This window comes from Burkholderia sp. MSHR3999 (assembly GCF_000833595.1).
Classification (GTDB): domain Bacteria; phylum Pseudomonadota; class Gammaproteobacteria; order Burkholderiales; family Burkholderiaceae; genus Burkholderia; species Burkholderia ubonensis.
Genome location: NZ_JRFO01000007.1, coordinates 799,831 through 821,468 on the forward strand (window position 1 = coordinate 799,831; position 21,638 = coordinate 821,468).

General features: G+C 58.5%; 26 protein-coding genes and 2 pseudogenes. 22 read left to right on the forward strand and 6 right to left on the reverse strand.

Features of this window, described 5'->3' with window-relative positions:
* The first annotated feature begins 4 nt into the window (after window positions 1–4).
* The 22 genes from KY49_RS27115 to KY49_RS27205 all read left to right on the forward strand — a co-directional run bounded on the left by KY49_RS27115 (window position 5) and on the right by KY49_RS27205 (window position 17,041).
* Window positions 5–1,507, forward strand: coding sequence for a phage tail sheath subtilisin-like domain-containing protein (locus KY49_RS27115; protein WP_082062454.1), 1,503 nt, complete (start codon window positions 5–7; stop codon window positions 1,505–1,507).
* 62 nt (window positions 1,508–1,569) lie between these two features.
* A complete protein-coding gene (locus KY49_RS27120) occupies window positions 1,570–1,944 on the forward strand; it encodes a phage tail tube protein (protein ID WP_042587498.1) in 375 nt (124 codons plus the stop codon).
* Window positions 1,941–2,261: a phage tail assembly protein gene (locus KY49_RS27125; RefSeq protein WP_042587499.1), complete on the forward strand. Its 321-nt coding sequence runs from the start codon at window positions 1,941–1,943 to the stop codon at window positions 2,259–2,261. Before KY49_RS27120 ends, KY49_RS27125 begins: the two co-directional genes overlap by 4 nt.
* On the forward strand, window positions 2,261–2,404 hold the full coding sequence (locus KY49_RS37725; RefSeq protein ID WP_156162622.1) for a hypothetical protein: 144 nt from the start codon (window positions 2,261–2,263) through the stop codon (window positions 2,402–2,404). The genes KY49_RS27125 and KY49_RS37725 overlap by 1 nt, the downstream gene beginning before the upstream one ends.
* Window positions 2,405–2,419: 15 nt before the next feature.
* Window positions 2,420–4,393, forward strand: a complete 1,974-nt coding sequence (locus KY49_RS27130; RefSeq protein WP_042587500.1) for a hypothetical protein — start codon at window positions 2,420–2,422, stop codon at window positions 4,391–4,393.
* Entirely contained in the window at window positions 4,390–5,670 is a 1,281-nt protein-coding gene (locus tag KY49_RS27135; protein WP_042587501.1) for a DNA circularization N-terminal domain-containing protein, read from the forward strand. Before KY49_RS27130 ends, KY49_RS27135 begins: the two co-directional genes overlap by 4 nt.
* Window positions 5,636–6,946, forward strand: a complete 1,311-nt coding sequence (locus KY49_RS27140) for a phage baseplate assembly protein (protein ID WP_156162623.1) — start codon at window positions 5,636–5,638, stop codon at window positions 6,944–6,946. Before KY49_RS27135 ends, KY49_RS27140 begins: the two co-directional genes overlap by 35 nt.
* A gap of 1 nt (window position 6,947) precedes the next feature.
* Entirely contained in the window at window positions 6,948–7,532 is a 585-nt protein-coding gene (locus tag KY49_RS34680; protein ID WP_052495791.1) for a phage baseplate assembly protein domain-containing protein, read from the forward strand.
* The gene (locus tag KY49_RS27150) at window positions 7,529–8,017 is read left to right on the forward strand and encodes a phage GP46 family protein (RefSeq protein ID WP_082062455.1); all 489 of its coding nucleotides are present in this window, start codon (window positions 7,529–7,531) and stop codon (window positions 8,015–8,017) included. The genes KY49_RS34680 and KY49_RS27150 overlap by 4 nt, the downstream gene beginning before the upstream one ends.
* Window positions 8,018–8,020: 3 nt before the next feature.
* Entirely contained in the window at window positions 8,021–9,079 is a 1,059-nt protein-coding gene (locus tag KY49_RS27155) for a baseplate J/gp47 family protein (RefSeq protein WP_082062456.1), read from the forward strand.
* Entirely contained in the window at window positions 9,079–9,822 is a 744-nt protein-coding gene (locus KY49_RS27160; protein ID WP_042587503.1) for a hypothetical protein, read from the forward strand. The genes KY49_RS27155 and KY49_RS27160 overlap by 1 nt, the downstream gene beginning before the upstream one ends.
* Window positions 9,823–9,825: 3 nt before the next feature.
* Window positions 9,826–10,500 (forward strand): hypothetical protein, encoded by a 675-nt coding sequence (locus KY49_RS37730; protein ID WP_156162624.1) that lies wholly within the window; start codon window positions 9,826–9,828, stop codon window positions 10,498–10,500.
* On the forward strand, window positions 10,500–11,045 hold the full coding sequence (locus tag KY49_RS34685) for a hypothetical protein (protein WP_156162625.1): 546 nt from the start codon (window positions 10,500–10,502) through the stop codon (window positions 11,043–11,045). Before KY49_RS37730 ends, KY49_RS34685 begins: the two co-directional genes overlap by 1 nt.
* A 1-nt stretch (window position 11,046) precedes the next feature.
* On the forward strand, window positions 11,047–12,354 hold the full coding sequence (locus KY49_RS37735; protein ID WP_156162626.1) for a hypothetical protein: 1,308 nt from the start codon (window positions 11,047–11,049) through the stop codon (window positions 12,352–12,354).
* Between the two features lie 105 nt (window positions 12,355–12,459).
* Window positions 12,460–12,702, forward strand: a complete 243-nt coding sequence (locus KY49_RS27170) for a hypothetical protein (RefSeq protein ID WP_042587504.1) — start codon at window positions 12,460–12,462, stop codon at window positions 12,700–12,702.
* The gene (locus KY49_RS27175) at window positions 12,699–13,148 is read left to right on the forward strand and encodes a glycoside hydrolase family 73 protein (protein WP_042587505.1); all 450 of its coding nucleotides are present in this window, start codon (window positions 12,699–12,701) and stop codon (window positions 13,146–13,148) included. Before KY49_RS27170 ends, KY49_RS27175 begins: the two co-directional genes overlap by 4 nt.
* 74 nt (window positions 13,149–13,222) lie before the next feature.
* The gene (locus KY49_RS27180; RefSeq protein ID WP_042587506.1) at window positions 13,223–13,597 is read left to right on the forward strand and encodes a hypothetical protein; all 375 of its coding nucleotides are present in this window, start codon (window positions 13,223–13,225) and stop codon (window positions 13,595–13,597) included.
* Window positions 13,598–13,641: 44 nt separating this feature from the next.
* A complete protein-coding gene (locus KY49_RS27185) occupies window positions 13,642–14,127 on the forward strand; it encodes a hypothetical protein (protein WP_042588767.1) in 486 nt (161 codons plus the stop codon).
* Window positions 14,124–14,699 carry a lipase family protein gene (locus KY49_RS27190; RefSeq protein ID WP_042587507.1) on the forward strand — a complete coding sequence of 192 codons (576 nt, stop codon included), beginning with the start codon at window positions 14,124–14,126 and terminating at the stop codon, window positions 14,697–14,699. The genes KY49_RS27185 and KY49_RS27190 overlap by 4 nt, the downstream gene beginning before the upstream one ends.
* 166 nt (window positions 14,700–14,865) lie before the next feature.
* The gene (locus KY49_RS27195) at window positions 14,866–15,660 is read left to right on the forward strand and encodes a DNA adenine methylase (RefSeq protein ID WP_042587508.1); all 795 of its coding nucleotides are present in this window, start codon (window positions 14,866–14,868) and stop codon (window positions 15,658–15,660) included.
* 114 nt (window positions 15,661–15,774) lie between these two features.
* Window positions 15,775–16,794 carry a hypothetical protein gene (locus KY49_RS34690; protein WP_052495795.1) on the forward strand — a complete coding sequence of 340 codons (1,020 nt, stop codon included), beginning with the start codon at window positions 15,775–15,777 and terminating at the stop codon, window positions 16,792–16,794.
* Between the two features lie 10 nt (window positions 16,795–16,804).
* Window positions 16,805–17,041 carry a hypothetical protein gene (locus KY49_RS27205; protein ID WP_042587509.1) on the forward strand — a complete coding sequence of 79 codons (237 nt, stop codon included), beginning with the start codon at window positions 16,805–16,807 and terminating at the stop codon, window positions 17,039–17,041.
* Between the two features lie 209 nt (window positions 17,042–17,250).
* Here KY49_RS27205 and KY49_RS27210 read toward each other — a convergent pair whose 3' ends face one another.
* The 6 genes and pseudogenes from KY49_RS27210 to KY49_RS38290 all read right to left on the reverse strand — a co-directional run bounded on the left by KY49_RS27210 (window position 17,251) and on the right by KY49_RS38290 (window position 21,569).
* Window positions 17,251–17,631, reverse strand: a complete 381-nt coding sequence (locus tag KY49_RS27210) for a hypothetical protein (RefSeq protein ID WP_042587510.1) — start codon at window positions 17,629–17,631, stop codon at window positions 17,251–17,253.
* Window positions 17,632–17,638: 7 nt separating this feature from the next.
* Complete coding sequence (locus tag KY49_RS27215) at window positions 17,639–17,851, reverse strand: hypothetical protein (RefSeq protein WP_042587511.1); 213 nt, start codon at window positions 17,849–17,851, stop codon at window positions 17,639–17,641.
* A gap of 657 nt (window positions 17,852–18,508) precedes the next feature.
* Window positions 18,509–18,623, reverse strand: a pseudogene (locus tag KY49_RS37740) (pirin family protein); the annotation flags it as partial.
* A gap of 269 nt (window positions 18,624–18,892) precedes the next feature.
* Window positions 18,893–19,843, reverse strand: a pseudogene (locus KY49_RS27220) (maleylacetate reductase); the annotation flags it as partial.
* Window positions 19,844–20,720: 877 nt separating this feature from the next.
* Window positions 20,721–21,230 carry a DUF2059 domain-containing protein gene (locus KY49_RS36350; RefSeq protein ID WP_082062458.1) on the reverse strand — a complete coding sequence of 170 codons (510 nt, stop codon included), beginning with the start codon at window positions 21,228–21,230 and terminating at the stop codon, window positions 20,721–20,723.
* A 177-nt stretch (window positions 21,231–21,407) separates the two neighbouring features.
* Window positions 21,408–21,569 carry a DUF6726 family protein gene (locus KY49_RS38290; RefSeq protein ID WP_176727247.1) on the reverse strand — a complete coding sequence of 54 codons (162 nt, stop codon included), beginning with the start codon at window positions 21,567–21,569 and terminating at the stop codon, window positions 21,408–21,410.
* Between the last annotated feature and the right edge of the window lie 69 nt (window positions 21,570–21,638).

A 21,638-nucleotide genomic window follows, 5' to 3' on the forward strand; every position in this document is an offset into this window, starting at 1 on the left:
ACACATGGCAGATATTACGATCCCGGGCGTACCGCAAGGTGTCCGGGTCCCGTTTCTATACTTCGGGGTCGACAATAGCAAGGCGGGCTATTTCCAGACATCCGAACGCGTGCTGCTGATCGGCCAGAAGCTTCCGGGCGGGTCAGCGCCGGTCGGATTGCCGGTGCAAATCATCGGCAACGAGAGCGGCCTGTTCGGCGAGAGTTCGATGCTTGCTGACATGGCGCGCATCGTGCGAAAGAAAAGCGGTTTCGCGGAAATGTGGGCGCTCCCGCTTTCGGATGCTGCGGCGTCGATTAAGGGGCAATGGACGATCACGTGCGAAGTCGACGCGACGACGCTCAAGACACCGGGGCTCGCGGGCGTATACATCGGCGGCGTGCGATACGCGACCACCGTGCTGCTTGGCGACACTGCAGCCGATGTCGCTACCGGCATCGCTAATGCGATTGCTGGCGATCCACAAGCGAAGGTTTCGATAGCCAGCGTGAATGGTGGAGTCGTAACACTCATCGCAAATCACGCTGGTGAAACTGCGGGCCAGATCGACGTGCGGGTGACGTACCGAGGCGCGGGCGCACCCGTTACCGGTGTGGCGTTGACGGTCGCTCAGACCACGGTGGGTGCAGGAAATCCGGACATGACGGCTGCGCTTGCGACGCTCGGTGACGAACCATACAAGTGGGTTGCGCTGCCGTACACGGATTCCGTGAGTCTCGCTACTTCGCGGATGTTTTTCGACGATCTGAACGGGCGTTGGGCGGCGATGCGGATGGTCTATGGGCAGGCGTTCGCCGCTCGCACGACGGACACACCGGCTGAACTCGCCGCGTTCGGTGGCACGAACAACGACCAGCATCTGTCGATACTCGGGCTGTATCGAACGCCGAGTTCGCCGTGGGAGGTGTCGGCGGCGCTCGCCGCGTACGCGCTCGTGCATCTCTCGGATGCGCCGGAACTGTCACGGCCGGAACAGACGCTTGAGCTGCCCGGGATCTATGCGCCCGAAATCCCGGATTGCTTCAATAAGCAGGTGCGTCAGATGCTGTATTACAAGGGCATCGGTGCAACGACGGTCGATCAGGCCGGCGTCGTGCGTCTTGACCGACTGCTGACGACGTACCAGGTCAACGGCTTGGGCGCCGCGGACAATTCGTATCTCGACATCAATACGATGGCGCAGATCATGTATTTCATTGAGTACATGAACAACGGCGTGTCGACCGCGTTCCCGCGGGTGTCGCTCAAGGACGACGGCAACCCGGTATTCCCCGGGCAGTTCGCCGTCACGCCGAGCGTGATCCGGACACATGTCATTGGGCTCGCAGATCAGCTCGCCGACCTCAATGTGATCGAGAACGTCGACGAATTCGTCAAGCTCCTGTTGGTGCAGCGCGATTCTGATCCCAACTGCGTCGACATGATCCTTCCGCCCGACTTTGTGAACCAGTGGCGCATCGGGAAGATCCTCGTGCAGTTCTACAACCAGTACCCGGCGACCAACTGATCGCCGCAACGTCAACCGCAAGGCCTACCAATTGGTAGGCCTTTTTGATTTAGGAGGTGCGCATGGGCAGTTGCGCGATTGCCGGGACGTTCTACCTGCGGGTCAACGGACAGCAAGTCTCGGCGCGTGGCGCGTTCGACATTCAGCCGCTCAATTTCGAGCGGTCGGCGGACGCGAATCAGGACGGCACGATCTATATCACGCAGAAGCCGACGCCAGCAACGGCGGAAGGCACGCTGTCGTACTCGCGCGATCTCGATCTGCAGACGCTGTACACGCTCTGCGACGTGCCGGTCACGATCGAGCTGTGCAATGGTGACACGTTCGTCTTTGCGAAGGCGCACGTCGTCGGTCAACCCAAGCTGAACACCGAGAAGGGTGAAATCAGCAACTTCAAGATCGCAAGCAATGCTTGCCGAAAGGTGAACGGATCATGAGCGAAACGAAAAACAAGGCGAGCACTGCAGCGGAGGAGAGGGTTGTTGAACTCAGCCGGCCGCTGATCGATCAAGAAGGCAAGGAGCATACCAAGCTCGTGCTGCGTGATCCAAACAGCGCGGCATACGACCGAATCGGCGATCCGTTTGTGATGCTCAGCATCGACAACGGTCGAGCCGGTGGCGTCGAAGTGAATCGCGGCCGCCTGCTGTCGTATGTGGCCGAGGTCACCGGAATCCATCGGCCGCTGCTGCTCACGATGTCACGTAGCGACATGACAGCCGTGACGGATGCGATGTTCGCTTTTTTCGCCTGATGCCATCGAACCTGGACGAAGTGATCGACTACTTGCTGTTCAACGTCAAGCTGGATCCGGGTTTCGTGATGGCATTGTCATTGACAGATCTGCTGCGCATGCATAGGCGCGCGGTGGACTATGCCGATCGGCACGAGCAGTAAAAATGAGGTGATTCGATGAGCACTGCATTCAAGTCGAAGGTCGAAATCTCGGCGAAAGAGGACGTCTCTCAGGTCTGCGAGAAGATCGAAAACCGCCTGGGAGCCATGGCTCGTTCGGTGCATGAGCGCACGAAGTTCCTGATGAACGACATGGCGTCTACGGTCGGTGAGCGCATGCAGGCCCTGTCGAACCACGTGAAGGGGTTGTGGGGCCAGTCTGGTGTCATGGGTGCGATCGGTGGGGCGCTCGCCACGGGCGGCGCCGTCGCAAGTCTCAACGAACTGTCCGAGAAGATCGAGCATTTGCGAATGCAGGGGGCAGGCATTGGCATGCCGGTCGCCGAGATGCAGCGCTGGGGCTACGCGGCCGAGCAGGCAGGGGTCGACGCGGATCTGCTGACGCGTGGCCTCGCGAAGATGGGCGAGACAGCGTTCGAGGTTGCGCGCGGCAAGGCAAAAGATCAGGCCGAACTGTTCAAGCAGATGGGCGTGGCTGTAAAGGATGCCAAGGGCAATGTCCGCGGCATTACCGAAGTGGCAATGGACGTTGCGACACGGTTCAAGGAACACATGGACCGTATCAACAAGCTCCGAGACCACGGAAACGCCTCTCTCGCCGGTCAATTGGAGTCCGAGAGCAACAACGCGGCGCAGAAGCTTTTCGGTATGAAGGCGCGTGAAGTCGCAGCACTGATGGCGCAAGGGAAAGTGGGCATTCGCAAGGCGTTCGCGGAAGCGGACGGCACGGGTGGCGTACTCAGTGACGAGCAGGTCGAAAAGGTTGAGAAGTATGCGAAGGCGCTCAAGAAGCTCGATTTCGCAAAGCAAGGTCTGATGGTCACGCTGTTCGGCGACAAGATGGAATGGCTCGCAACTAAGACGTCCGGCCTTGCCAGCAAGATTGGCGCGTTTGAAAAGGCTCATCCAGCGTTATTCAAGATGGCGAGCGGGGCGATCGCTGCGGCTGGTGGCCTCGTCGCACTCGCGAGCGCAGCACGGTTGGCGCAGATGGGGTTCGCGTTTCTCGCCGGCGGCCAGTTGGTCGGCGAAATTCGCGCGGTGGGACTTGCGTCTGCGCTTTCGGGGCGCATGGTCGGACTTCTCAGGGGCGCGCTAAGTGCTGCGGGATCCGCGTTTCGGCTAATCGGGGCAGCCAGCCCGTGGATGTGGGCACTGGCTGCGGCGGCCGGACTCATGTACTACAACTGGGACAAGATTCAGCCCGTCCTAGAAAAGGTGTGGGACAACCTCCGCGGCGTTTGGGATGCGGTCGAACCGATCCTGGCGGCGTTCGGCAACGCCGTATGGTCGACGTTCAGCGAGGTACTGTCCACGGTGTGGGGTGCAGTCAAGGGCGTATGGGACGCTTTTGCTCAACTGCTTCCGTCCACGTCGCAGGTTTCGGGAGCACTGGATGGTGTCGGCGGAAAGTTTCAATTTGTTGCTGATGTGGCTGAGTTCCTTCGTGAAGCGCTTGATGTAGTCAAGATCGGCGCCGAACTGGCGCTGATTCCGTTTAGATTGCTCGCAACTTCCCTCGAAGCGGTCGCGGACAAAATCAAGGGCGTTGCCTCAGCGTGGAAGCAAGGCGGAATCTTTTCGGCCATCGGTCGGTTCTTCAATCTCAAGGAAGACGTAACGCAGTTTGCGACTCGCGCACATCAGAATTTCGGTGGCGTTGGAACGAGAATGGCGGCCGCCGGGAAGGATCTTTGGAATGCACAGTCGCATCCATTTACGGCGGAAGAGATGCGCGAACGGGCGCACGAGAACACGCGCCTTCTGGCCCGCGTGCCCGTTAGAACACCCGGGGAAAAACCGCAGGAGGTCAAGATGGCGGGGCCCGTCGAGGTGAGTACGAAGGGGAAGCTCGGCATCGACATGCACGTGTCGCTTGACCAAGGACTGAAACTTACGCAATCGGGTGTCGACAAGAGCGGCGCGCCGAACATCGTCGGCGACGTCGGCGTATCGTCGGTTAAGCCATGACAGACATCATTAAGCCATACATCATAAAGGCGTCGTTCCGCGGAATCGAATTCGAGACCTCGGCCGATGACGACGAAGGTGGGCGGCGCCTTGTCACGCACGAGTATCCGAATCGAGAGGATTGGGACAACGAGGACCTTGGGAAGGCCGCGGAGAAAGGGAAGCTCGATGGGTACATCACTGAACCCGACCTTGCCCGCAAGCGCGACGAACTGAAGAGAGCATTCAATCAACCCGGTGCGGGTGTGCTCTATCACCCGTATGAGCGTCGATATATCAACGTCCGCGTTTCGAGGTGGAATTTTCGAGCGTCGAAAGATGAACTCGGCAAGTTCGAATTCTCTATCGACTATGTGCTCGAGGCGGATGGCGCGTCATCCCTCCAGGTTACCAACAGCAGCGGTCTAATTGCCGATACCGCGCAGTCGTTACGCGACCAAGCTGTCGCCGCGTACCTCGATGCAATCAATGCGGGTGACATGACGCGTGATATTCGGCAGATCGTCGACGGATATATGTCTACCGCCGTAGCGTGGGTTGGACAAGCGAACGCATTGTCATTCATCGCGTCGAATTTCGACCTGCGTGGATTGATGGCGGTCGTTGGCGCCTTCGATCCGGGCACGTTCGGTGAGCTGGGTACGGCGCTCTCTCTTGTCGATCTCGTGCGTTCCTTGACGTCCGTTTTTGATGAACGAATCGACCAGCCTGCGGAGACGACAAGCGGTGCACAGCAGGTTGATATCGAAACGTCGCCGATGACGAAATACCAGCCGTATGCATTTTTGATGCAGTCGCTTCGCGATACGGCGGATATCTCGCTTCCTCGAGTTGCCGGTGATGCGGGGCAGATCGCGATCCTGAACAACGCGGCACAGGCGATCGAATCGCTTGTATCGCGCACGGCACTCGGCGAGCTTGGACAAGCGGTGCTCGATTCCGCATATCCGGATCGTGATAGCGCGATGGCTGCACGGTATGACTTCGCTCAGCGTGTGCTAAACGCCCAGTCACAGGCCGCGAACGATGGGCAAATGGAGATTCACCAGATGCTTGCGGACATGCTTCGATACGTCGGCGAGCAGTTCGCGACCGTTTCTGACGACTTGCAACCGCTCGACACGCTGAGCGGAACCGTACGGCGAACGTCGCTTTCGGTTGCTTATGACCTATACGACGACCCGACTCGCGCGCTTGAGTTGATCGATCGGAACGGTGCGCTGAACGGATCGTTCCTACCTCATGAAATCCAGTATGCCCGCGACTCCACAAACTGAATTTGCCAACCTGGTGACGCTTGAGGTGGACGGTCTCATGTTTGAGGGCTGGAAATCGGTCAAGGTCACGCAGTCGATCAAGCAGGGTGCGATTGCATTCGGATTGGACGTCACGGAGCGATGGAGCGGGCGCAGTGAGGCGTGGCGGATTCAGCCGGGCGCGAGTGCACGATTGTTTATCGACGGCGAGCTCGTATGTACGGGTTACGTCGACGCGCCCGAGTTCCAGATCGGCGAGAGCGAGCACACCGTCAACGTTTCAGGGCGATCCAAGGCCGGCGACCTGGTTGATTCGTCCACGGTCGTTCCTGGTGGGAATTTTCGTGGATCGGACGCGATGACGATCATCTCCGCGTTGGTCAAGCCGTTCGGTATCACGGTCCATGTCGATGCCGATCAGGACGCGCCGACGCGTATTGCAAATGCGCGATTCAACGGCAAAGGCGCGGCGATTGTGAAGAAAGCGGCCAAGGCCGGGAAAGGGAAGAGGGGCGGCGGTGCAAGTGCAGCCAGCAAGCAACGTATCGGAAATTTCGAAATCAATCAGGGAGAAAAGACGTATGACACAATCCAAAGGCTGTGCAAGCTGTCGGGCCTTTTGGTCTTCAGCCGCCCGGATGGAGATCTCCAAATTGCCCGAGCTGGCAGCGACCGCTATCCGTTCGCGCTACCTCCCGTCAAACACGCCGCAGCAAAGTTCGACTGGTCAAAGCGATTCAGCCAGTACATCGCCAAAGGGCAACAGAGCGACCCTCATTTCGGAAATGCTGGGGCGGCTGCGGTAGTCTGGACCAACGAACAGCATGCGGCGTATGTGAAGAAGGCGCAAGCGCACCTCGCCCCGTCCGCAACCGTCAATGATCCGCAGATCGCGTCGTATACGAGCCCGACAGGCAAGACGACGACGCGTTATCGACCGTGCATAGTTCGCCCCGAGGGACCGACCGACCACGGCGGCACGCTTGAGCGCGCGAAATGGCAGATGGCGCGCGATTACGGCGAATCGATCAACCTCAAGGTGACTGTTCGAGGTTTCCATGCGCCGGACGGCAAGCTTTGGCGGATCAATCGATTGATCCACGTCACCGACGATCGTATCAACCTCGATCACGAACTGCTGATTGCGAGTGTCGAATTTCGCAAGGACGGTTCGGGAACCGTGACTGAAATGGAGCTTGCGCCGCAGGGCGCATACACGCCCGAGCCGGTGTCGACGACAACGGCGGGCAAAGCCAAGGGCAAACGCGGTAGCAGCCCCCTCTGGACCAGAGATTGACATGAGAGAAACCATGCAGCGCGCGCGGAGTACGTTCCGGCGCGCTTTTGTCGTTGGGATTTCCGGTGCGGCGAACAAGGTGTTGACGCTCGTTGGTCTCGCGGACCAGCAGAAAACCGCGGAGTGGATTGAACCGTACGGGTTGGCGGCTATGCCGAAGATCGGCGCCGAAACGATTGCGCAATGTATCGATGGCGATGAGTCCCACAGCGTTGTAGTCGTAGTTGGGGACCGGCGGTTTCGATTCGACGTAGCTGATGGCGAGGTTGCTGTGTACACGTACATCAACGCAGCGCGGCCACATCGCTTGCACCTCAAGAACGACGGAACCATCGAATTGCTCGGCGACGAGCTGCGTATCGAGGTGCCAAAAGGGGCGGACCTCGTCGGCGATCTTCGCATGACCGGGAAGCTGACGTTGATCGGTGATCTGGAGCAGACCGGTAATCAGAATGTGACCGGCGATACGACCGCATCGGGCACGGTAACGGGCAAGACTGATGTTGTATTTGGCGATGTGTCAGGTGGCAAGCACAGACACGGCGGCGTGCAGAACGGCGAGGACATGTCGGGAGGTCCGCAATGATCCAGTGCACACCGACGTACGGAGACGGTTGGGATTTCGTCGTCATGCCTGATCCGTCAGGCGCCAACGACTTCACGAATATTCCCGATTGGCAGGTGAAAAACGGTGACCTTGCTGCGGATAACCAGCTGCACAGTGCCGTGATCATCCAGTTATTCACCGAGGCACGCGCGCCGGCCGACTGTCCTTTCTTGGACAACCCCGAGGACCGCCGCGGATGGTGGGGTGACGTCTACAGCCCGTTCCCGGTCGGAAGCCTGCTTTGGGTGCTGTACCGCCAGGCGCTGACGGACAAGGTGATCGAGCACGCGCGGTCTTACGCGAGCGACGCCATGCAACGTCTCGTTGACCAGGGTGCTGCTGCGCGGCAGGAATGCATCATCACGGCTGACAAACCTCAAGGCGCCATGTTCATCAATCCCGTGCTGTACGGCCGCGACGGGCGAATTATCTACAACCGGGCATACCGGCGTTACTGGACCTGATCGATGGACCAACCGACTCAAGCAAGCCTCATCGAGCGCATGCGACAGGGCTTTCGAGCTAAGTTGCCGAACTCGGATGCATGGATTTTCCCGAACAACCTCTGGATTGCGGCAACCGTTGTCGGCGGGATGTTGTGGGAGTTGTACGCACAGGCGGTCAAGATCCTCAAGCAGGCGATGCCGGACACCGCGACGGGGGTATGGCTTCAGCGTTGGGCAAATTTGTTTCGCGTCTACATCAAGATGCCGCAGCCCGCGACCGGCCCGGTTGCTGTAACGGGTACTGCCAGTACTCTGATTCCAGCCGGCACGCTGTTCAGTCGGAGCGACGGCACGCAGTACGCCACGCAAGCGGACGTCGTGCTCGACGCTACCGGAATCGGCGTGGTGACCGTCACTGCCACGACGACGGGGGCGAGTACTAACGCGTTGGCAAGCGAGCCGTTGTCACTTATGTCGAGCGTGTCCGGGCTAGATTCGGAGGCGCTCGTCGGCACGGCGGGTTTGGGCGGCGGCGCGGACATCGAGACCGATGATGATCTGCGCGCCCGTCTGCTGGCACGCATGGCGCGCCGGAACCGATATGGGACGTTGCAGGATTACGTCGATTGGGCCTTGGAAGTCCCCGGGGTCACGCGAGCGTGGGCATTCGCGTATGGCAACGTGATCAAGGTGTATTTCATGATGGATTACGCCTACCCAACGACATACGGCATTCCGCAGCAGACGGATGTGTTGATCGTCCAGGCATATCTGACGAATCCGTGCCGAAAACCGATCGGTGCCGTGCCCGTTGCGAGTCTGCCCGCTGGTGTTCCGCTCGGCATTACGATTCGGTGCCCGACGCCGTTCAATGCGACGATTCAATCTGCAGTCGAAAGTGACCTCGATAGCTATCTTATCCGCACGGCATCGCCCGGGCGCGGATATACCGCGCAGGATCTGCAACGCGTGATCGACGCAGCGGCGCTATTCGATTACACAGTCGGACAGTCGACGTTTGCAGCCAAGCCGCCTGCGCAGATTTTTACGCATGTGGTCGTTGATTGGGAGACTTGCTGATGTCGACATGCAAGATTATTGACGACTCGTGTGGGTGGACCGACGACGACTATTTCGCCGCGATCCAGCAGAACCTGCCGCGCGGCCCGATATGGGATCTGAGCGATGAGACGCGGGTGATCAGCAGGTTTTGGCGTGCGATTGCGTCGGGCTTTGCAGCCTGTGCGCAATACCTATGCGACATCCTCGCGGAATTGTTTCCGTGTACAGCGGTGATGATGCTCGGGCGATGGGCGGCGATTTTCGGGTATCCGAGCGATTGCCCGGCGCCGGGTCTCACGGCTGAACGACTGTGCGAGTGGATCCAACTCCAAGATAGTCCGTGTGCCGGACCAACTCTCGAATACCTCCAGCAGGTCGCAGAATGGCTTGGCTATCCCGCCGCGACGCTTGCGGAGTGGGGGGTGCCGCAGTCGTCGATGGGGTGCGGACAGATCGGGTGCATGCAGGTCGGCGGGAGTCCGGATGCGCCGGCCCTTCACGGATGTAGACAGTTTCTGCTCGTCAGCGTCAACGCCAATGCCGACACCGACAGCGCGGAGATGGGGTGCGGCGAGATGGGGTGCAATGACATGTCATCGGGAAACTGCGCGCCCCCTGTCGCTACCCGATACGCGCAAATTGGCTCGTGCAATTTCCAGCTGGGCTGCACGCCGATCTGTGGGGCGGATCCGCCTCCGATGATGTGCTTGATTTCGAAGTTCGTGCCGGCGCACGTCTGTGTCATGTACAAGGAGTTTTGAACCATGCAGGGCTTTAATATCGGCGCGGTACAAGCGCCGGCAGATACCGTCGCAGGCCAGGCTGTGCCGCCGACCGGTGGCGGCGGTTGGGCCGCCAATTGTCAGCCCGGGTTGGACGGTACAACGCCGGATGCGGATTTTTTCAACGACCTGCTTGGCAACGTGCTGCGCGTATTGCAGGCCGCGGGAGTCGCACCGACGCCTAACCGGTTCGACGATCTGGTCAACGCGATCAATGCCCTGATCAACACGGCGCTCAACGGACCTCAGGCAGCAATCGCAAATCTCGAGACCGACGTCAACGGGCAGGCGGCTTCAATACAGAATTTGGGCACTGCGGTAAATGGACAAAATTCCGCTATCCAGAATCTGAACAACGCGGTGAATGGACAAAATGCCGCAATTCAGTACCTCAACGAGACGTTCAACACAGAGAACGCCAATTTTCAGAGTCAATTAAATGGTAAGCAGCCCGCTGGAAACTATTTGACTACGAACATTGGTTACGCAAACGTCGGAAGCATTTCGATCTGCAGCAACCCTTCGTGGACAGGACTCGGGCAACAGGTCGCCGGTTGCACTGTCAATGGGGCGGGGGCGGCCGCAGGCACATGGATCTCGATTGGACTAGTGTCCAGTGGGGCAACTCCACTCTATTTGGCACAACGGATCGCATAATGGACTATACGACTGTTAAGAACCCTTCCTACGCCGCCGCGGATGAATCTCGTATCGCATGCGAGGTGATGTTTGCTGGATTCGACCAGCCGGTTCCGTTCCTCGCGTCGAAAGCGGATATCGAGCAGCACGGTCAGCAAATCTATGACGAGCTGGTGGCCGGAAAATACGGGGACATTGCACCATACAGTGCTCCTACACTGACCCCTGCGCAGCAATACGACGCATCGATCAGTCAAGGATTGGCGGTGACGAGTGCCTCGTCACCCGAGATGAATGCCATCTATGGTGTCGCTCCCGATGACGAAATCAGTATCGCCGCCGAGGCTCAGTTCATTAGCGTCTGGCAGGAGTTCACAAACGGCGAGCAGACCCTTCCATGGGCAGATATCACGGGAAAACTTCGCGTGATGCCCAGCACTGCAGTTTTCATGGCGGTCGCCAAAGCTGCAGCCCGATATGTCTCCGGTTGCAAGCAAGCTCGCGCCATGCTCGAGTCCGGTGGCTCCGCTTCGTTTCCATCCAATCAAGTGGCAATCGACTAATATGCAAGGCTTTTTGGTCAACCCCGTAGGTGCGCCGCCGAATGTGGCGCCAGGACAGGTGATTCCACCAACAGGAACAGGTGGCTGGGGGCGCGATTGCGCTCCGGGGATCCGTGGTACAGGGCTGAACGCCGATACCCAAAACGATATTCTCGGCAATATGCTGCGCATATTGCAGGTGGCGAATGTGCAGCCGACGCCGAACCGCTTCGATGATTTGCTCGATGCCTTACGAGTGATATTTCAAGCAAGTTCGGCGTATCACGCAATCACGCCAAACGATTTTGGAGCTGCCGGTGATCGAATTACCGACGATACTTCGGCGGTTATTAAGGCATACAAAGCAGCAGCTGCGAGTGGCAAGGAATTGCTTTTGACGAACTGGTACCGATGCACAAGCCAGGTACAGTTTGAACTTGCATCGGTTGCGACTACCGGCGTGCGGATCATTGGCATCGGCAGACAAAATTGTGGGTTGGTGTTCGACAACAATGTGGCTGCTCCGAATCTCCTGATCACGAGTGAATCGAAGGCTGCCTTTTATCCAGAATACGTCGGTTGGGGTGTCAAAGGCAATGTGGCAGGCGTCGTGTTACAGGTTGGCGACGAGGGGCTCAAAGACGAGATCAACGAGCTGACCCTTGATCTGGTGGTGAACAATGGCAGCAATTCGCCAGATTCATGCGCCGTCGAGATGAACGGTGTTTTCAATCCGAAAGTTCGTCTGGTGGCAAACTGCGGTGGTTCGGGATACGGCGATGCACTTAGGTTGAGGCAAACGCAGTTCGGCGTGTTTGAGGGCAGTTTCGGTAACGCGGGAAACTGCATCCATCTCACTGGTGGATATAGCGTGGGAAACAAGTTCGATGGTCTTGATATGGAGATGGCAGCTTGTGCCATCGCTATCGATTCACGGACTGCCGTGCATAACACATGGATCGGTGGAACCATCGCGAATGTACTTAACGGGGTGAATGCGACTGCTGGCAGCAGTAACATGCTCGTCAATCCCAATATTGGAATTCCATTCGCCAATCTGGTCGCATCCGCAGTCGGCTTCACCGTGGATATTCCGGACGTTTCCCTATTGGGAACACCGGCAGTTCCGCTCAGTGGCGCGCAGTATACGAATAGCAGTGGGCAACGGCAGTTCGTCAATCTGATTGGCGGAACGGTGTCCGCAGTCCAGATGAACGGGGCAGTCATTGCGAAATCCACAGATGTCGGCTTTATGTTGAATCCAGGCGCGTCTGTGACGTTGGCGTACACGTCGCCACCCGCCTGGGTTTTCACGCCGCTGTCAGGCTAACGTACGCCTCATACGACTTGTTTTTTCGGCGCTCGTGAGGCGCATTTCATATTTGTAGGTAATGCATGCCGCCTCTGGCGGCTTTTTCATTTGTAGGGGCCGCCTATGACAACATCGGAAGAAAATGCTGCGGAAATCGCGGAGAACAAGACGCGCATCGAGGTGCACGAGGCTGTATGTGCCGAGCGCTATAAGGGGATTCTGGATTCGTTTGGTCGCGGTGAGAAGCGCATGGAGGGCATCGAGAAGAAATCGCAAAGGATCGAGTGGATCCTGTACTTCCTCGCTGCTGCGGTGCTCGTTGGCCCGGCTAACGCGCTGAAACTACTCGAGGCATTTTTCAAATGACGCCACAAGCATTTATCGCTGCAATCGCGCCAGCGGCAAAGGTGTGCGCACAACGGACGCGCGTGCCGGCCAGCGTCACGGTCGCGCAAGGTGCGCTCGAGTCTGGATGGGGGCTGCACGCACCGGGAATGAACCTGTTCGGGATCAAGGCCGATCCGGGTTGGCATGGGCCATATACGACGAAGCTCACGCATGAGGTTGTTAACGGCAAAACAGTGCAAGTCGCGTCTCGCTTTCGCGCGTATAGCAGTTGGCTCGGCAGCATAGAGGACCATGCGGAATTTCTGATTCGCAACCCGCGTTACCGGCCGGCGTTCGCGTACACCAATGGTCCGGAGTTTGCGGCAGCAGTTGCGCGCTGCGGATATTCGACCGCGCCTACCTATGCCGCGATGGTCATCGCGATCATGAAGGCCCACAACTTGACCTTGCTGGACGTCGCGTAAGCGAGCCGGCGCTTCCTTGTCTCGTAGTCCTCATTGCTGCCTTGGGCGGCTTTTTTTATTTCAGGAGATATGCAATGAATGCTGATCAGAAGTTGAAGCTGTCCGCGATGCGCATTAAATTTCTCGCGGCCGTTTTGCTTTTCGGGTTGTGGACGGCGCTCGTCTTCTTGAAGGGTGTCGATCCACACGAACTGATCTTCGCGATCGGAAGTGCGCTCGTCGGCCTGGGTGTGTACCACACCGCAGTGAATCGCGGCACCCCGACCTCGAGTTCGGCAGTTGCGGATTTGGTCGCCGGTATTCAGGGGTCAGTCGATCCCGAGTTGAAGGCGAGCGATCCCGCGCCCGTAGTTGTGCCGGCGCCGCCGGCGGCCACCGTGGAGCAGTCCGCCGCAGTCGTAATCCCGGCCGCGGCTGTCCAACCCGCGCCAGCCCCCACGCTGCAGTAATCATCCCCGCCGTGTTCGCGGCACAACTCCCGAAGGATTTCATCATGAAAAAGATTTTTGCCGCACTCGCGGCTGGCCTTGTTGCACTCTCGCTTGGCGCCTGCTCGACCATTCAACAGCAGTCGGCAACTGCTGCGTTCGCCAAACTTCAGGCAGACGTTGCGAGTGGCTGCATGATCGTTGAGCCAACGTTGCTGAGTGTTGCAGCGTTTGACCCGGAAGTCGCTGCCGCTGCGACCGCGAATGGTCTGTTTTGCGCAACGGCGTCTGCCATCACGACCACGTCGACGCAATCCCTGATCGGTAGCGGCATTCCGGCGATCGAGCGGGCGATCACAGGCTCAGCGCTAATCCCAGCCGACCAGAAGCCAATCGTCGTTGCTGCGCTCGGCGTGTTCCAGTTGACCGTGACGAACGCCCTTGCTGCGTACGGGAAAGCGACAGTGACTGCGGCGCCCGCATCGGGTGCCTCGGCCGGATCCGCGCCGGCTGCCCCGTCGACGCTGCTCACAGGCGCGCCATTGCAATGACCCCGCGCGACTATGCGTTGCTAGCTCAGCGCGCATATACGACCCCGCCGCAGATCGGTGTCGAGGCCGGATCTGCGCGGGCAATCGTGGAGGGGAGTGCGGTTGCATTCCCCGGCACGAACAACGTCGCGTGCTGGCTCGCCGACCTTGACGTCGGGGCCGTGACCATCGACGGCCTCGGTGTGCTGCATGCCGGATTCTGGCGGGCGTTCTGTTCGATCCGGGATCCGCTATTGGCGTTACCCACGCCGGCCGCGACGGTCGGGCACAGCGAAGGGGCTGCGCTGGCGATCCTGTTCGCGGCCGTGCTGTGTCAGGTCGGTCGACCGCCGAAAGAGGTGTACGCGTTCGAGCCTCCGCGCATCAGCGCAGATGGTGGGCTCGGTGCGCTTCTAGCGGCGCGCGGTGTGCGGATTCATCTGTACCGAAACGGAGAGGATGTGGTGCCGCTCGTGCCGCGGCTGCTCCATCCTTGGCAGCATCCGGCGCCACTCGTAGCGATCGGCAAGCCGTCTTGGCCAGTGCCGAACGTCGAAGATCACTTCATCGAGCGGGTGATTGAGGCACTGTAGGGATCGGCGTGGTTTTGATGGAGAGCGCGAATTGGAGCAGGGCGGCCGCCCGAGTGCTGGAACACCGTGCCGGCCGCTTCTCCACTGAACACGCAGTGAATCAGCCAAGACCCTGCTACCTCTGCGGAGGTGGTAGACATTATCAACTGGATATTGGCAATTCACAATGAGCAATCCCATTATTCCTTGGATTGGCGGGAAACGGCGTCTCGCTGACCGGATTCTTCCGCTGTTTCCTCAACACGAGTGCTACGTGGAGGTCTTTTGCGGGGGAGCGGCGCTTTACTTTCTACGACCCGTTCCTGCACCAGTGGAGGTGCTCAACGACATCAACGGCGAGCTGGTGAACCTTTACCGTGTCGTACAGCACCACCTCGAGGAGTTCGTGCGGCAGTTCAAGTACGCGATTTCGAGTCGCCAGGTGTTCAAATGGCATCAGCAGACGGTCCCGGAGACGCTCACCGATATCCAACGAGCCGCGCGCTTCTATTACCTGCAGCAGCACGCCTTCGGCGGCAAAGTCGAAGGCCAGACGTTCGGCACGGCAACCACCGCGCCAACCGTGAATCTGCTGCGCATCGAGGAGAGTCTGTCGGCCGCCCATCTGCGACTTGCCGGCGTAAATATCGAGAACCTGTCGTGGCAGGCGTGCATGGAGCGCTATGACCGGCCGCATACGTTCTTTTACTGCGATCCGCCGTACTGGCAGACCGAGGGCTACGGCGTCGACTTCCCATTCGAGAACTACGAGCGTATGGCGGCATTCATGCGTTCGTGCAAGGGCAAGGTGATGGTCAGCATTAACGACCACCCGGACATCCGGCGGGCGTTCGATGGCTTGTCGATGCTGGGCCTGAACATCAAGTACAGCGTGAACAATAACGCCGGCGGCTCGTCGATGAGCAGCGAACTGGTGATCACGAACTGGGAGCCGGGAACCCAGACGGGCGGCCTGTTCTAGGCCATCAAGGCGCAAACGTTGGGAACGGTCAAATTTCACTCGGGCCGTTCCGAGACGTTCTCCGGGCCGCTACGATGGTCGTTCCGTCCAACTCTGTACGAGGCAGGCTCGCCGATGTACAACACCCTCTATGTCCCGCTCAACATCGGCACGTGGCAGTGCATGCTGATGCCGCGCCGACAATACGACACGCGCAACATCGACATTCGGTGGGCTTACCGTCTCCGCCGTGACGACATCGAGCGCTTCCGATCGACATCGGCGCGGAGCTTGACCTGCTCGAACTGGTCGTTCAGTTTAAGTCGAGACCAGCAGTGCGAAGACGAAGCGATAAACCGACGCTTGCTCGAGGAGGACCGGCGGGCATTCGACCTCTACTTCCGGCCGAACTGGGATCTGCGCACCATCACTGGTGGCCAAGCCCTTGAAGCTGTTCGGTCCTTTCTCAGCGAATTCCTCAACGTTGCGCACTGGGATCTGCCGACCGACAACGCTGGGGTCGAACACGCGCTACGGAATGCGGTTGCGAACGAGAAGCTGGTGCCGATCGTAAACCGCGATCAATCGATATCCGTGTCAGCGTTTCGTCCGACACCCGGTCCAGAGCGCTGGCCGCCGATCGGAGTCAGCGTTAGCCAGGTCTACGGCCTGAATGCTGCGATGTCGGGCGGCGGAGCACATGCTGCTGCCAAGCAAGCGGCCAAAGCGAGCACTGCAAGAGGCCTTTCGGACGACGACGGCAGTAGCGGTTTCGACTGGCTCGGCGTGGTCGAGGCAGTCGCCGGAGCTGCGCTTGGCGCGACGACCAGTTCGGACGACGACGGATTGTCTGGCGACTTCGCGGCGGCGGATGATGTCGGCAGTGATATGTCAACGCCGCTCGGTGATGCACAGCCGTTCGAATATTTCGACGGATTGCCGGACGTCGACGTCGAGCAAATCGCCGCAGCGGATCGGACTGACATGATGGCATGTGACATCATCAGGGCCGAGTGCAAGGGGTCGGTGTTGCGAGAGTTTCCGGGTCAGTATCTGAACTCGACTCTTGGCGAAATTCAAAGCGATGCCGGCGACGGCATCAAGGATGCCCGGAAGGCACTGAAGCTACTTAACGACAATCGGTTCAAGAAATAGGCGGCTTGCGATGGCTACAAACACACTATTCGACCTTCTCGACCGGCTCGACGCCGCGAAGATTCATTACACCCTGAGCCGCAATCGGCCCGATACGGTGCTGGTTTCGATCGCCGTGGTCGGGATGCGCGTTGAGGCGGACGTGTTCCGGGATGGGCACATCGAGGTATGCGCGTTCAGGGGCTCTGAAGGGCCAGTCGACGACGCCAACCTGTTGGAGCAGGTCATTCGGGAAAACGCGGACTGACTCTGGTGGCTGCGGTGGCCAGAGCGGGCCGCCGCAGTGCCATGAAGCGCTACGAGCTACTGCAGCATCAAATTGAGATCGGCAATATGAGGGTATCCGAATAGCTCGGACGGATGTTTTTGCCCGCGGATCCAGGCAACTGAGGTACATCCTGTAGGAATCTCCTCCCGTCAGGGACGGGGGGCAATAATTTCGACGGTGGTCGATCTTCAGACCTGGAATTCAATCGCATCCTTTGCGAAGAAATTCCGCTTGCGCATGATCGTGATGACGATATTTTTCTGCGTGATCGTTGAGTTCTGGGGAGCAGTGACCTTTTGCACGCCGCATGGGATGTTGATGTCCGACTGCTGGCACCGAATGTTAAACGTATCCTTGTCGTTCAGTACCAAGATTGCCATGATGTGCTGGTCGATCAGGCGGTCGAAGATCGATTCCAGCTCGGCAATCGTAATGGGAGGGTTGTTCCGCGGATCGTTCAAACGGTCAATCGAAAAGTGCACCGACATCTTAAATGCCGTTTTGTGAACCGCGAGTTTTTCGTTGATGGTCGCCTCAAGTGCGCGCGTTTCTTCTTGTGTGATCGGCATGTTGTGGTTAGGTGTGCGCGGCTACGAGTTCTCTCAGCTGGCTGTTCAACGCATCGCTAGAGTCTGCGACTATGACCCCGAGCTCAGTGCTTTCGTCGAATGTGCCCAAGCGCACATTAAATTCATGGTTGTCGAACGAGTCAACGAAAACAACGCGGCCCGTGGCCTCATCGCGGAACGAAGCAAAGTTCTCGCGCACTGACATGCGAAAGTCAAACATTGCTACCTCCTTTCAGTTGACTGATTGCCCTTGTTCTGATTCTGTACATGGTGAGAACAAAATACCACATAAGTATAACCAAAGCAACTAGGCTTTTTATCATATTGTTGCCTAGCCTGCAACTCGCGCGCGCACTACGTCCGTGTGGTGCCGGTGCCTCTTCCGCCTAGCTCGGCGCGAGACCGTTCGAGTGTGGCAGACGAAAGCGTCGCAGCACCGGGCGCCGGAACCTTTGAGGTTGGCCGAGTCTCCGGCGTTGACGGTGTGTGTTTTTCTGCCTTCGCATGGCGCGTCACTGTACGCATCTACAGCATTGACAGATGCTCAAATCCGCATGGCATAGAGGGTCTACAGCCTGTCAACTGATCTTGCATACAGTGAAATCGGCCTTCAAATCCGGTTAGGGGCGTCAGACGCTCCTGGGTAGGTTCGACTCCTGCTGCCTTCCGCCACATGGGCCTTCCGGGCCCTTCCGGGTTCTTCCGTTGATGTCCTGTAGATTGCTGATTTTAAAGTGATTTGTGGGTAACGACGTGCTTGCGGCTATCGTTGACGTCCCGCACAACTTCCTCACGAAGTATGGGTAGCGATGTGGGTTTGTGGGTAGGGAGGGCAACATGGCGGGACGACAACTGCATCGACTTAGCGCGCTGCGTGTCGCGAAGCCGACCTGCTTCGGATCGTAGTAGTTCGCGAAAGAAAACGTGTGACGGGAACTAAGCCAGCCATGCTCGGCACGGCCACGGTGGTTTGCTGCTCGAATCGAAATCATGATGTGCGTATTATGGAAGTCGCCGAACCGAGAAAGTGAGGCGGTCGATCGTTGAGATCAAGCTCGGGTGAGTGGATTTGACAAATGACTCATTCAAATCGCAATCACCGTCGTGACCAAATGAACAATGGATATCGTGGAGATCTCCGAATTTTCGTCGCGACGGTTGATGGTGGCCGTTTCACGGGGACCATGGGGCAATGAACCGGCGTTCAATGCCCCACGACAGGCCCTCGATTTCCGTACGGCAAGTCACGCTGACTTTCTGGTCACAGATGCGGCGCGCTCGCACTCCACGCATCCTGAAGTAAGGACCGGAGGGGTCCGCGTTCGATCGGGCGTGGATTCCAATAGGGATTCGACAAGGCGAGCTCGCATGCTCGATCAAGGTCGGATTCTTGCATGCCAATCTCGCGCAAACCGGACGAAATGCCGAGTTCCCGCCCGAGCTCGAAGACACCAAGCGCAGCATTCTCGCTTCCGAGCGCCCGGGCGATTCGAAACATCGCGTCGGGCACCGCGGCGCTGTTATAGGCGAGTGCGTGAGGCAACACGATTGCATGTGTTTCCGCATGCGGCAGATTGAAGCTTCCGCCGAGGGTATGACAGAGCTTGTGATGCAGAGCCATCCCAACATGACCCAGTACCGTACCACACAGCCAGGCACCGTAAAGGCAATCGCTGCGCGCAGTGAGATTTTCCGGATCGCTCTTGAGACCTCGCATGCCTGTCGCCAACGCGCGTATTCCTTCTTCGGCCATGAGTGACATGATCGGGTTGCCGTCTCGGGCGTACATTCCTTCTGCGGCGTGCGCAATCGCATTGAGGCCGCTCACGAACGGCAAGCGGAGCGGTAAATGCTGTGACAGGAAGGGGTCGTAGACGACGGTCTTGGGCAAAACACGCGAGTCACGTCCGGTACGCTTCAACCCGTCCTCCGTAATGCCATAGATCGGCGTCATCTCGGAGCCGGTGTACGTGGTTGGAATGGCGATGATGGGTAAGCTCGACTCACGCGCGATAGCTTTTCCTAGGCCGACCGTCGATCCGCCGCCGATTGCAACCGCGCAATCGGCACCTACGCTGCGCGCATGGTCGCGAGCCTGCCTTGCAGTTTCAATCGGGACGTGCATCTTCGCTTGCGCAAACACGGGCGGCCTAGGGGCCCGCCTTGCCCGCCGGTGGAGAGCTGTGTCTGGATGACGCCGGCGCTGTTCTGGTACATCACGAAAGGCATCGGGTAAAACGAGCTAGCCCCGCCAGCAATGGTAGGCGAACCGCAAGGAACGCTGTTGGCGCTGTGGGTAAAGGAATGCGGAGGAAGCGAATGCCCGGCTGTAATGGACGGGATACGGGCTGAGACATTGCCCGACGCGAAAGCGGGCAGACTTCCGCGCGGTCATTCATGGCGAGAGAACTTTGACAAATCGTTATACGAGGAAAGGCAAATGACGGCGACCGACGCGACGGACGAGTCAGGTCTGGTGACCGGCTCCGTCGTCGACTACGATCAATCGGTGTGGGGCGGGTACGAAGAAGCGCCGATGCCGTCCGCACTGCTCTGAGCAATCGAGCCGAAAAACGCTTCGTCGGGCGCTGTCACATCGTTGATCACAGTGGTGAGCGGCAAAACGATATCGCAAAGCCCGACAGACGTATTCGTGGGGGGCACCAGGTGGTCTGCCAAACGCGCTTGAAGAAACGTTTCGCAGCAGCGCAGCGTCGTTTGTAGCGAGACCGGCATTTTCTTTGTGCCATCTACGCTGGCCGGATTGTCTATGTGACAGCGCCATCGCGTGCCCCCCTCGCGATCGTCTGTGAGGTCGTGCCAACGCCGCGCGGTGCCACCACCTGAATCGAGGTGACCACGGGGGAAGCGCATGACGGCGATCGCATGAAGGTGTGCGGCCCACGAATGACACCCCCCCGGAGTAAGATAGCGGGCAGCCAGCCGCACAAATGATATTGATGTTCTTCAATCAGAGGCGCGCGGCGATCGATGCGAATTGTATTCTGGCGATATTTGCCTACGGATTTGATGGGGACTATAGACCAATTCCTCGTCTTCGGCACCGCTTCATACTGGTAACGACCGAGTCAGTTCATGATGCGTTCGCGGTACCGACGTTCAATGGTCTCGTTGATACGAGGTTGAATGTCGGAAATGGCTCTTTCCATCTCGGGCATGATCAAGCCTCGACCTTTGCGGAGCCATGCTTGTCCCGCCGGGCTCATGTAGAAATCGTTGATGCCGCGCAGCTCGCTGATCGTGAAGTTCCTTGCGCAGCTCTCCAGCAGCTGTCTGAGTATGGGATCCTTGGCATCATTAAGTGTTTCGCCGAGCACTTCGCTGTAGCTGTTGGCATCCGTCGAACTTCTCATTACTGGTCTGCGTTGAATAGCATCATAGGAGTTTCTGACAATTTTGCGGATACGTTGGTCCATATCATCTTCTACACCTGCCAATTTAATTGATTGGCGGCACAAGGCTCGCCTGTCGCCGGATCGATTCCAGTCGTCGAATCCGCGAAACTGGGCGTAGGCCGGGGAGAAAAACAAGCATGACGCGGCGAACGCAGGCATCATAAGGATGACGATATTTTTCATTTGAGATTGGAAAATCAAGAAAAACGTTGATTGAATGCGATGCGGTGAAGTGAGGTTTCCTTGCGCGGAAGCCGTTTTGTAAAACCGGGCCTGGTGTGCGCCAGTCTTGTAACTGGCGCCCAGCGGTTTCGCCCGGTTCGACAGAACTTGCCGCAGAAAGCCTTTCTCAAGGACTGGTCAATCGATTACGGCGGCGCAGGCATCCGTTGGTGCCGCCGCGGCGTGTCCAACCACCGGAATGACCTTGAGGCCCGCGGATGCGACACGACACGGTGCTGCGACCGCCCCGCATCCGGAAAGCACCGCGATCAGCGGAATAAGGGTAAGCAGTTTTTTCATGTCATCACCTGTTGACGAAAGTTGCGTTGCTTTACGGTTTCGTGCGGCTCGCCCGACGTAGGGCCGCAT

Bases quoted from the DNA above. Each gene is read 5' to 3' on its own strand.
- KY49_RS27115 (WP_082062454.1), top strand. From the start codon at position 5: ATGGCAGATATTACGATCCCGGGCGTACCGCAAGGTGTCCGGGTCCCG.
- KY49_RS27120 (WP_042587498.1), top strand. From the start codon at position 1,570: ATGGGCAGTTGCGCGATTGCCGGGACGTTCTACCTGCGGGTCAACGGA.
- KY49_RS27125 (WP_042587499.1), top strand. From the start codon at position 1,941: ATGAGCGAAACGAAAAACAAGGCGAGCACTGCAGCGGAGGAGAGGGTT.
- KY49_RS37725 (WP_156162622.1), top strand. From the start codon at position 2,261: ATGCCATCGAACCTGGACGAAGTGATCGACTACTTGCTGTTCAACGTC.
- KY49_RS27130 (WP_042587500.1), top strand. From the start codon at position 2,420: ATGAGCACTGCATTCAAGTCGAAGGTCGAAATCTCGGCGAAAGAGGAC.
- KY49_RS27135 (WP_042587501.1), top strand. From the start codon at position 4,390: ATGACAGACATCATTAAGCCATACATCATAAAGGCGTCGTTCCGCGGA.
- KY49_RS27140 (WP_156162623.1), top strand. From the start codon at position 5,636: ATGAAATCCAGTATGCCCGCGACTCCACAAACTGAATTTGCCAACCTG.
- KY49_RS34680 (WP_052495791.1), top strand. From the start codon at position 6,948: ATGAGAGAAACCATGCAGCGCGCGCGGAGTACGTTCCGGCGCGCTTTT.
- KY49_RS27150 (WP_082062455.1), top strand. From the start codon at position 7,529: ATGATCCAGTGCACACCGACGTACGGAGACGGTTGGGATTTCGTCGTC.
- KY49_RS27155 (WP_082062456.1), top strand. From the start codon at position 8,021: ATGGACCAACCGACTCAAGCAAGCCTCATCGAGCGCATGCGACAGGGC.
- KY49_RS27160 (WP_042587503.1), top strand. From the start codon at position 9,079: ATGTCGACATGCAAGATTATTGACGACTCGTGTGGGTGGACCGACGAC.
- KY49_RS37730 (WP_156162624.1), top strand. From the start codon at position 9,826: ATGCAGGGCTTTAATATCGGCGCGGTACAAGCGCCGGCAGATACCGTC.
- KY49_RS34685 (WP_156162625.1), top strand. From the start codon at position 10,500: ATGGACTATACGACTGTTAAGAACCCTTCCTACGCCGCCGCGGATGAA.
- KY49_RS37735 (WP_156162626.1), top strand. From the start codon at position 11,047: ATGCAAGGCTTTTTGGTCAACCCCGTAGGTGCGCCGCCGAATGTGGCG.
- KY49_RS27170 (WP_042587504.1), top strand. From the start codon at position 12,460: ATGACAACATCGGAAGAAAATGCTGCGGAAATCGCGGAGAACAAGACG.
- KY49_RS27175 (WP_042587505.1), top strand. From the start codon at position 12,699: ATGACGCCACAAGCATTTATCGCTGCAATCGCGCCAGCGGCAAAGGTG.
- KY49_RS27180 (WP_042587506.1), top strand. From the start codon at position 13,223: ATGAATGCTGATCAGAAGTTGAAGCTGTCCGCGATGCGCATTAAATTT.
- KY49_RS27185 (WP_042588767.1), top strand. From the start codon at position 13,642: ATGAAAAAGATTTTTGCCGCACTCGCGGCTGGCCTTGTTGCACTCTCG.
- KY49_RS27190 (WP_042587507.1), top strand. From the start codon at position 14,124: ATGACCCCGCGCGACTATGCGTTGCTAGCTCAGCGCGCATATACGACC.
- KY49_RS27195 (WP_042587508.1), top strand. From the start codon at position 14,866: ATGAGCAATCCCATTATTCCTTGGATTGGCGGGAAACGGCGTCTCGCT.
- KY49_RS34690 (WP_052495795.1), top strand. From the start codon at position 15,775: ATGTACAACACCCTCTATGTCCCGCTCAACATCGGCACGTGGCAGTGC.
- KY49_RS27205 (WP_042587509.1), top strand. From the start codon at position 16,805: ATGGCTACAAACACACTATTCGACCTTCTCGACCGGCTCGACGCCGCG.
- KY49_RS27210 (WP_042587510.1), bottom strand. From the start codon at position 17,631: ATGCCGATCACACAAGAAGAAACGCGCGCACTTGAGGCGACCATCAAC.
- KY49_RS27215 (WP_042587511.1), bottom strand. From the start codon at position 17,851: ATGTTTGACTTTCGCATGTCAGTGCGCGAGAACTTTGCTTCGTTCCGC.
- KY49_RS36350 (WP_082062458.1), bottom strand. From the start codon at position 21,230: ATGAAAAATATCGTCATCCTTATGATGCCTGCGTTCGCCGCGTCATGC.
- KY49_RS38290 (WP_176727247.1), bottom strand. From the start codon at position 21,569: ATGAAAAAACTGCTTACCCTTATTCCGCTGATCGCGGTGCTTTCCGGA.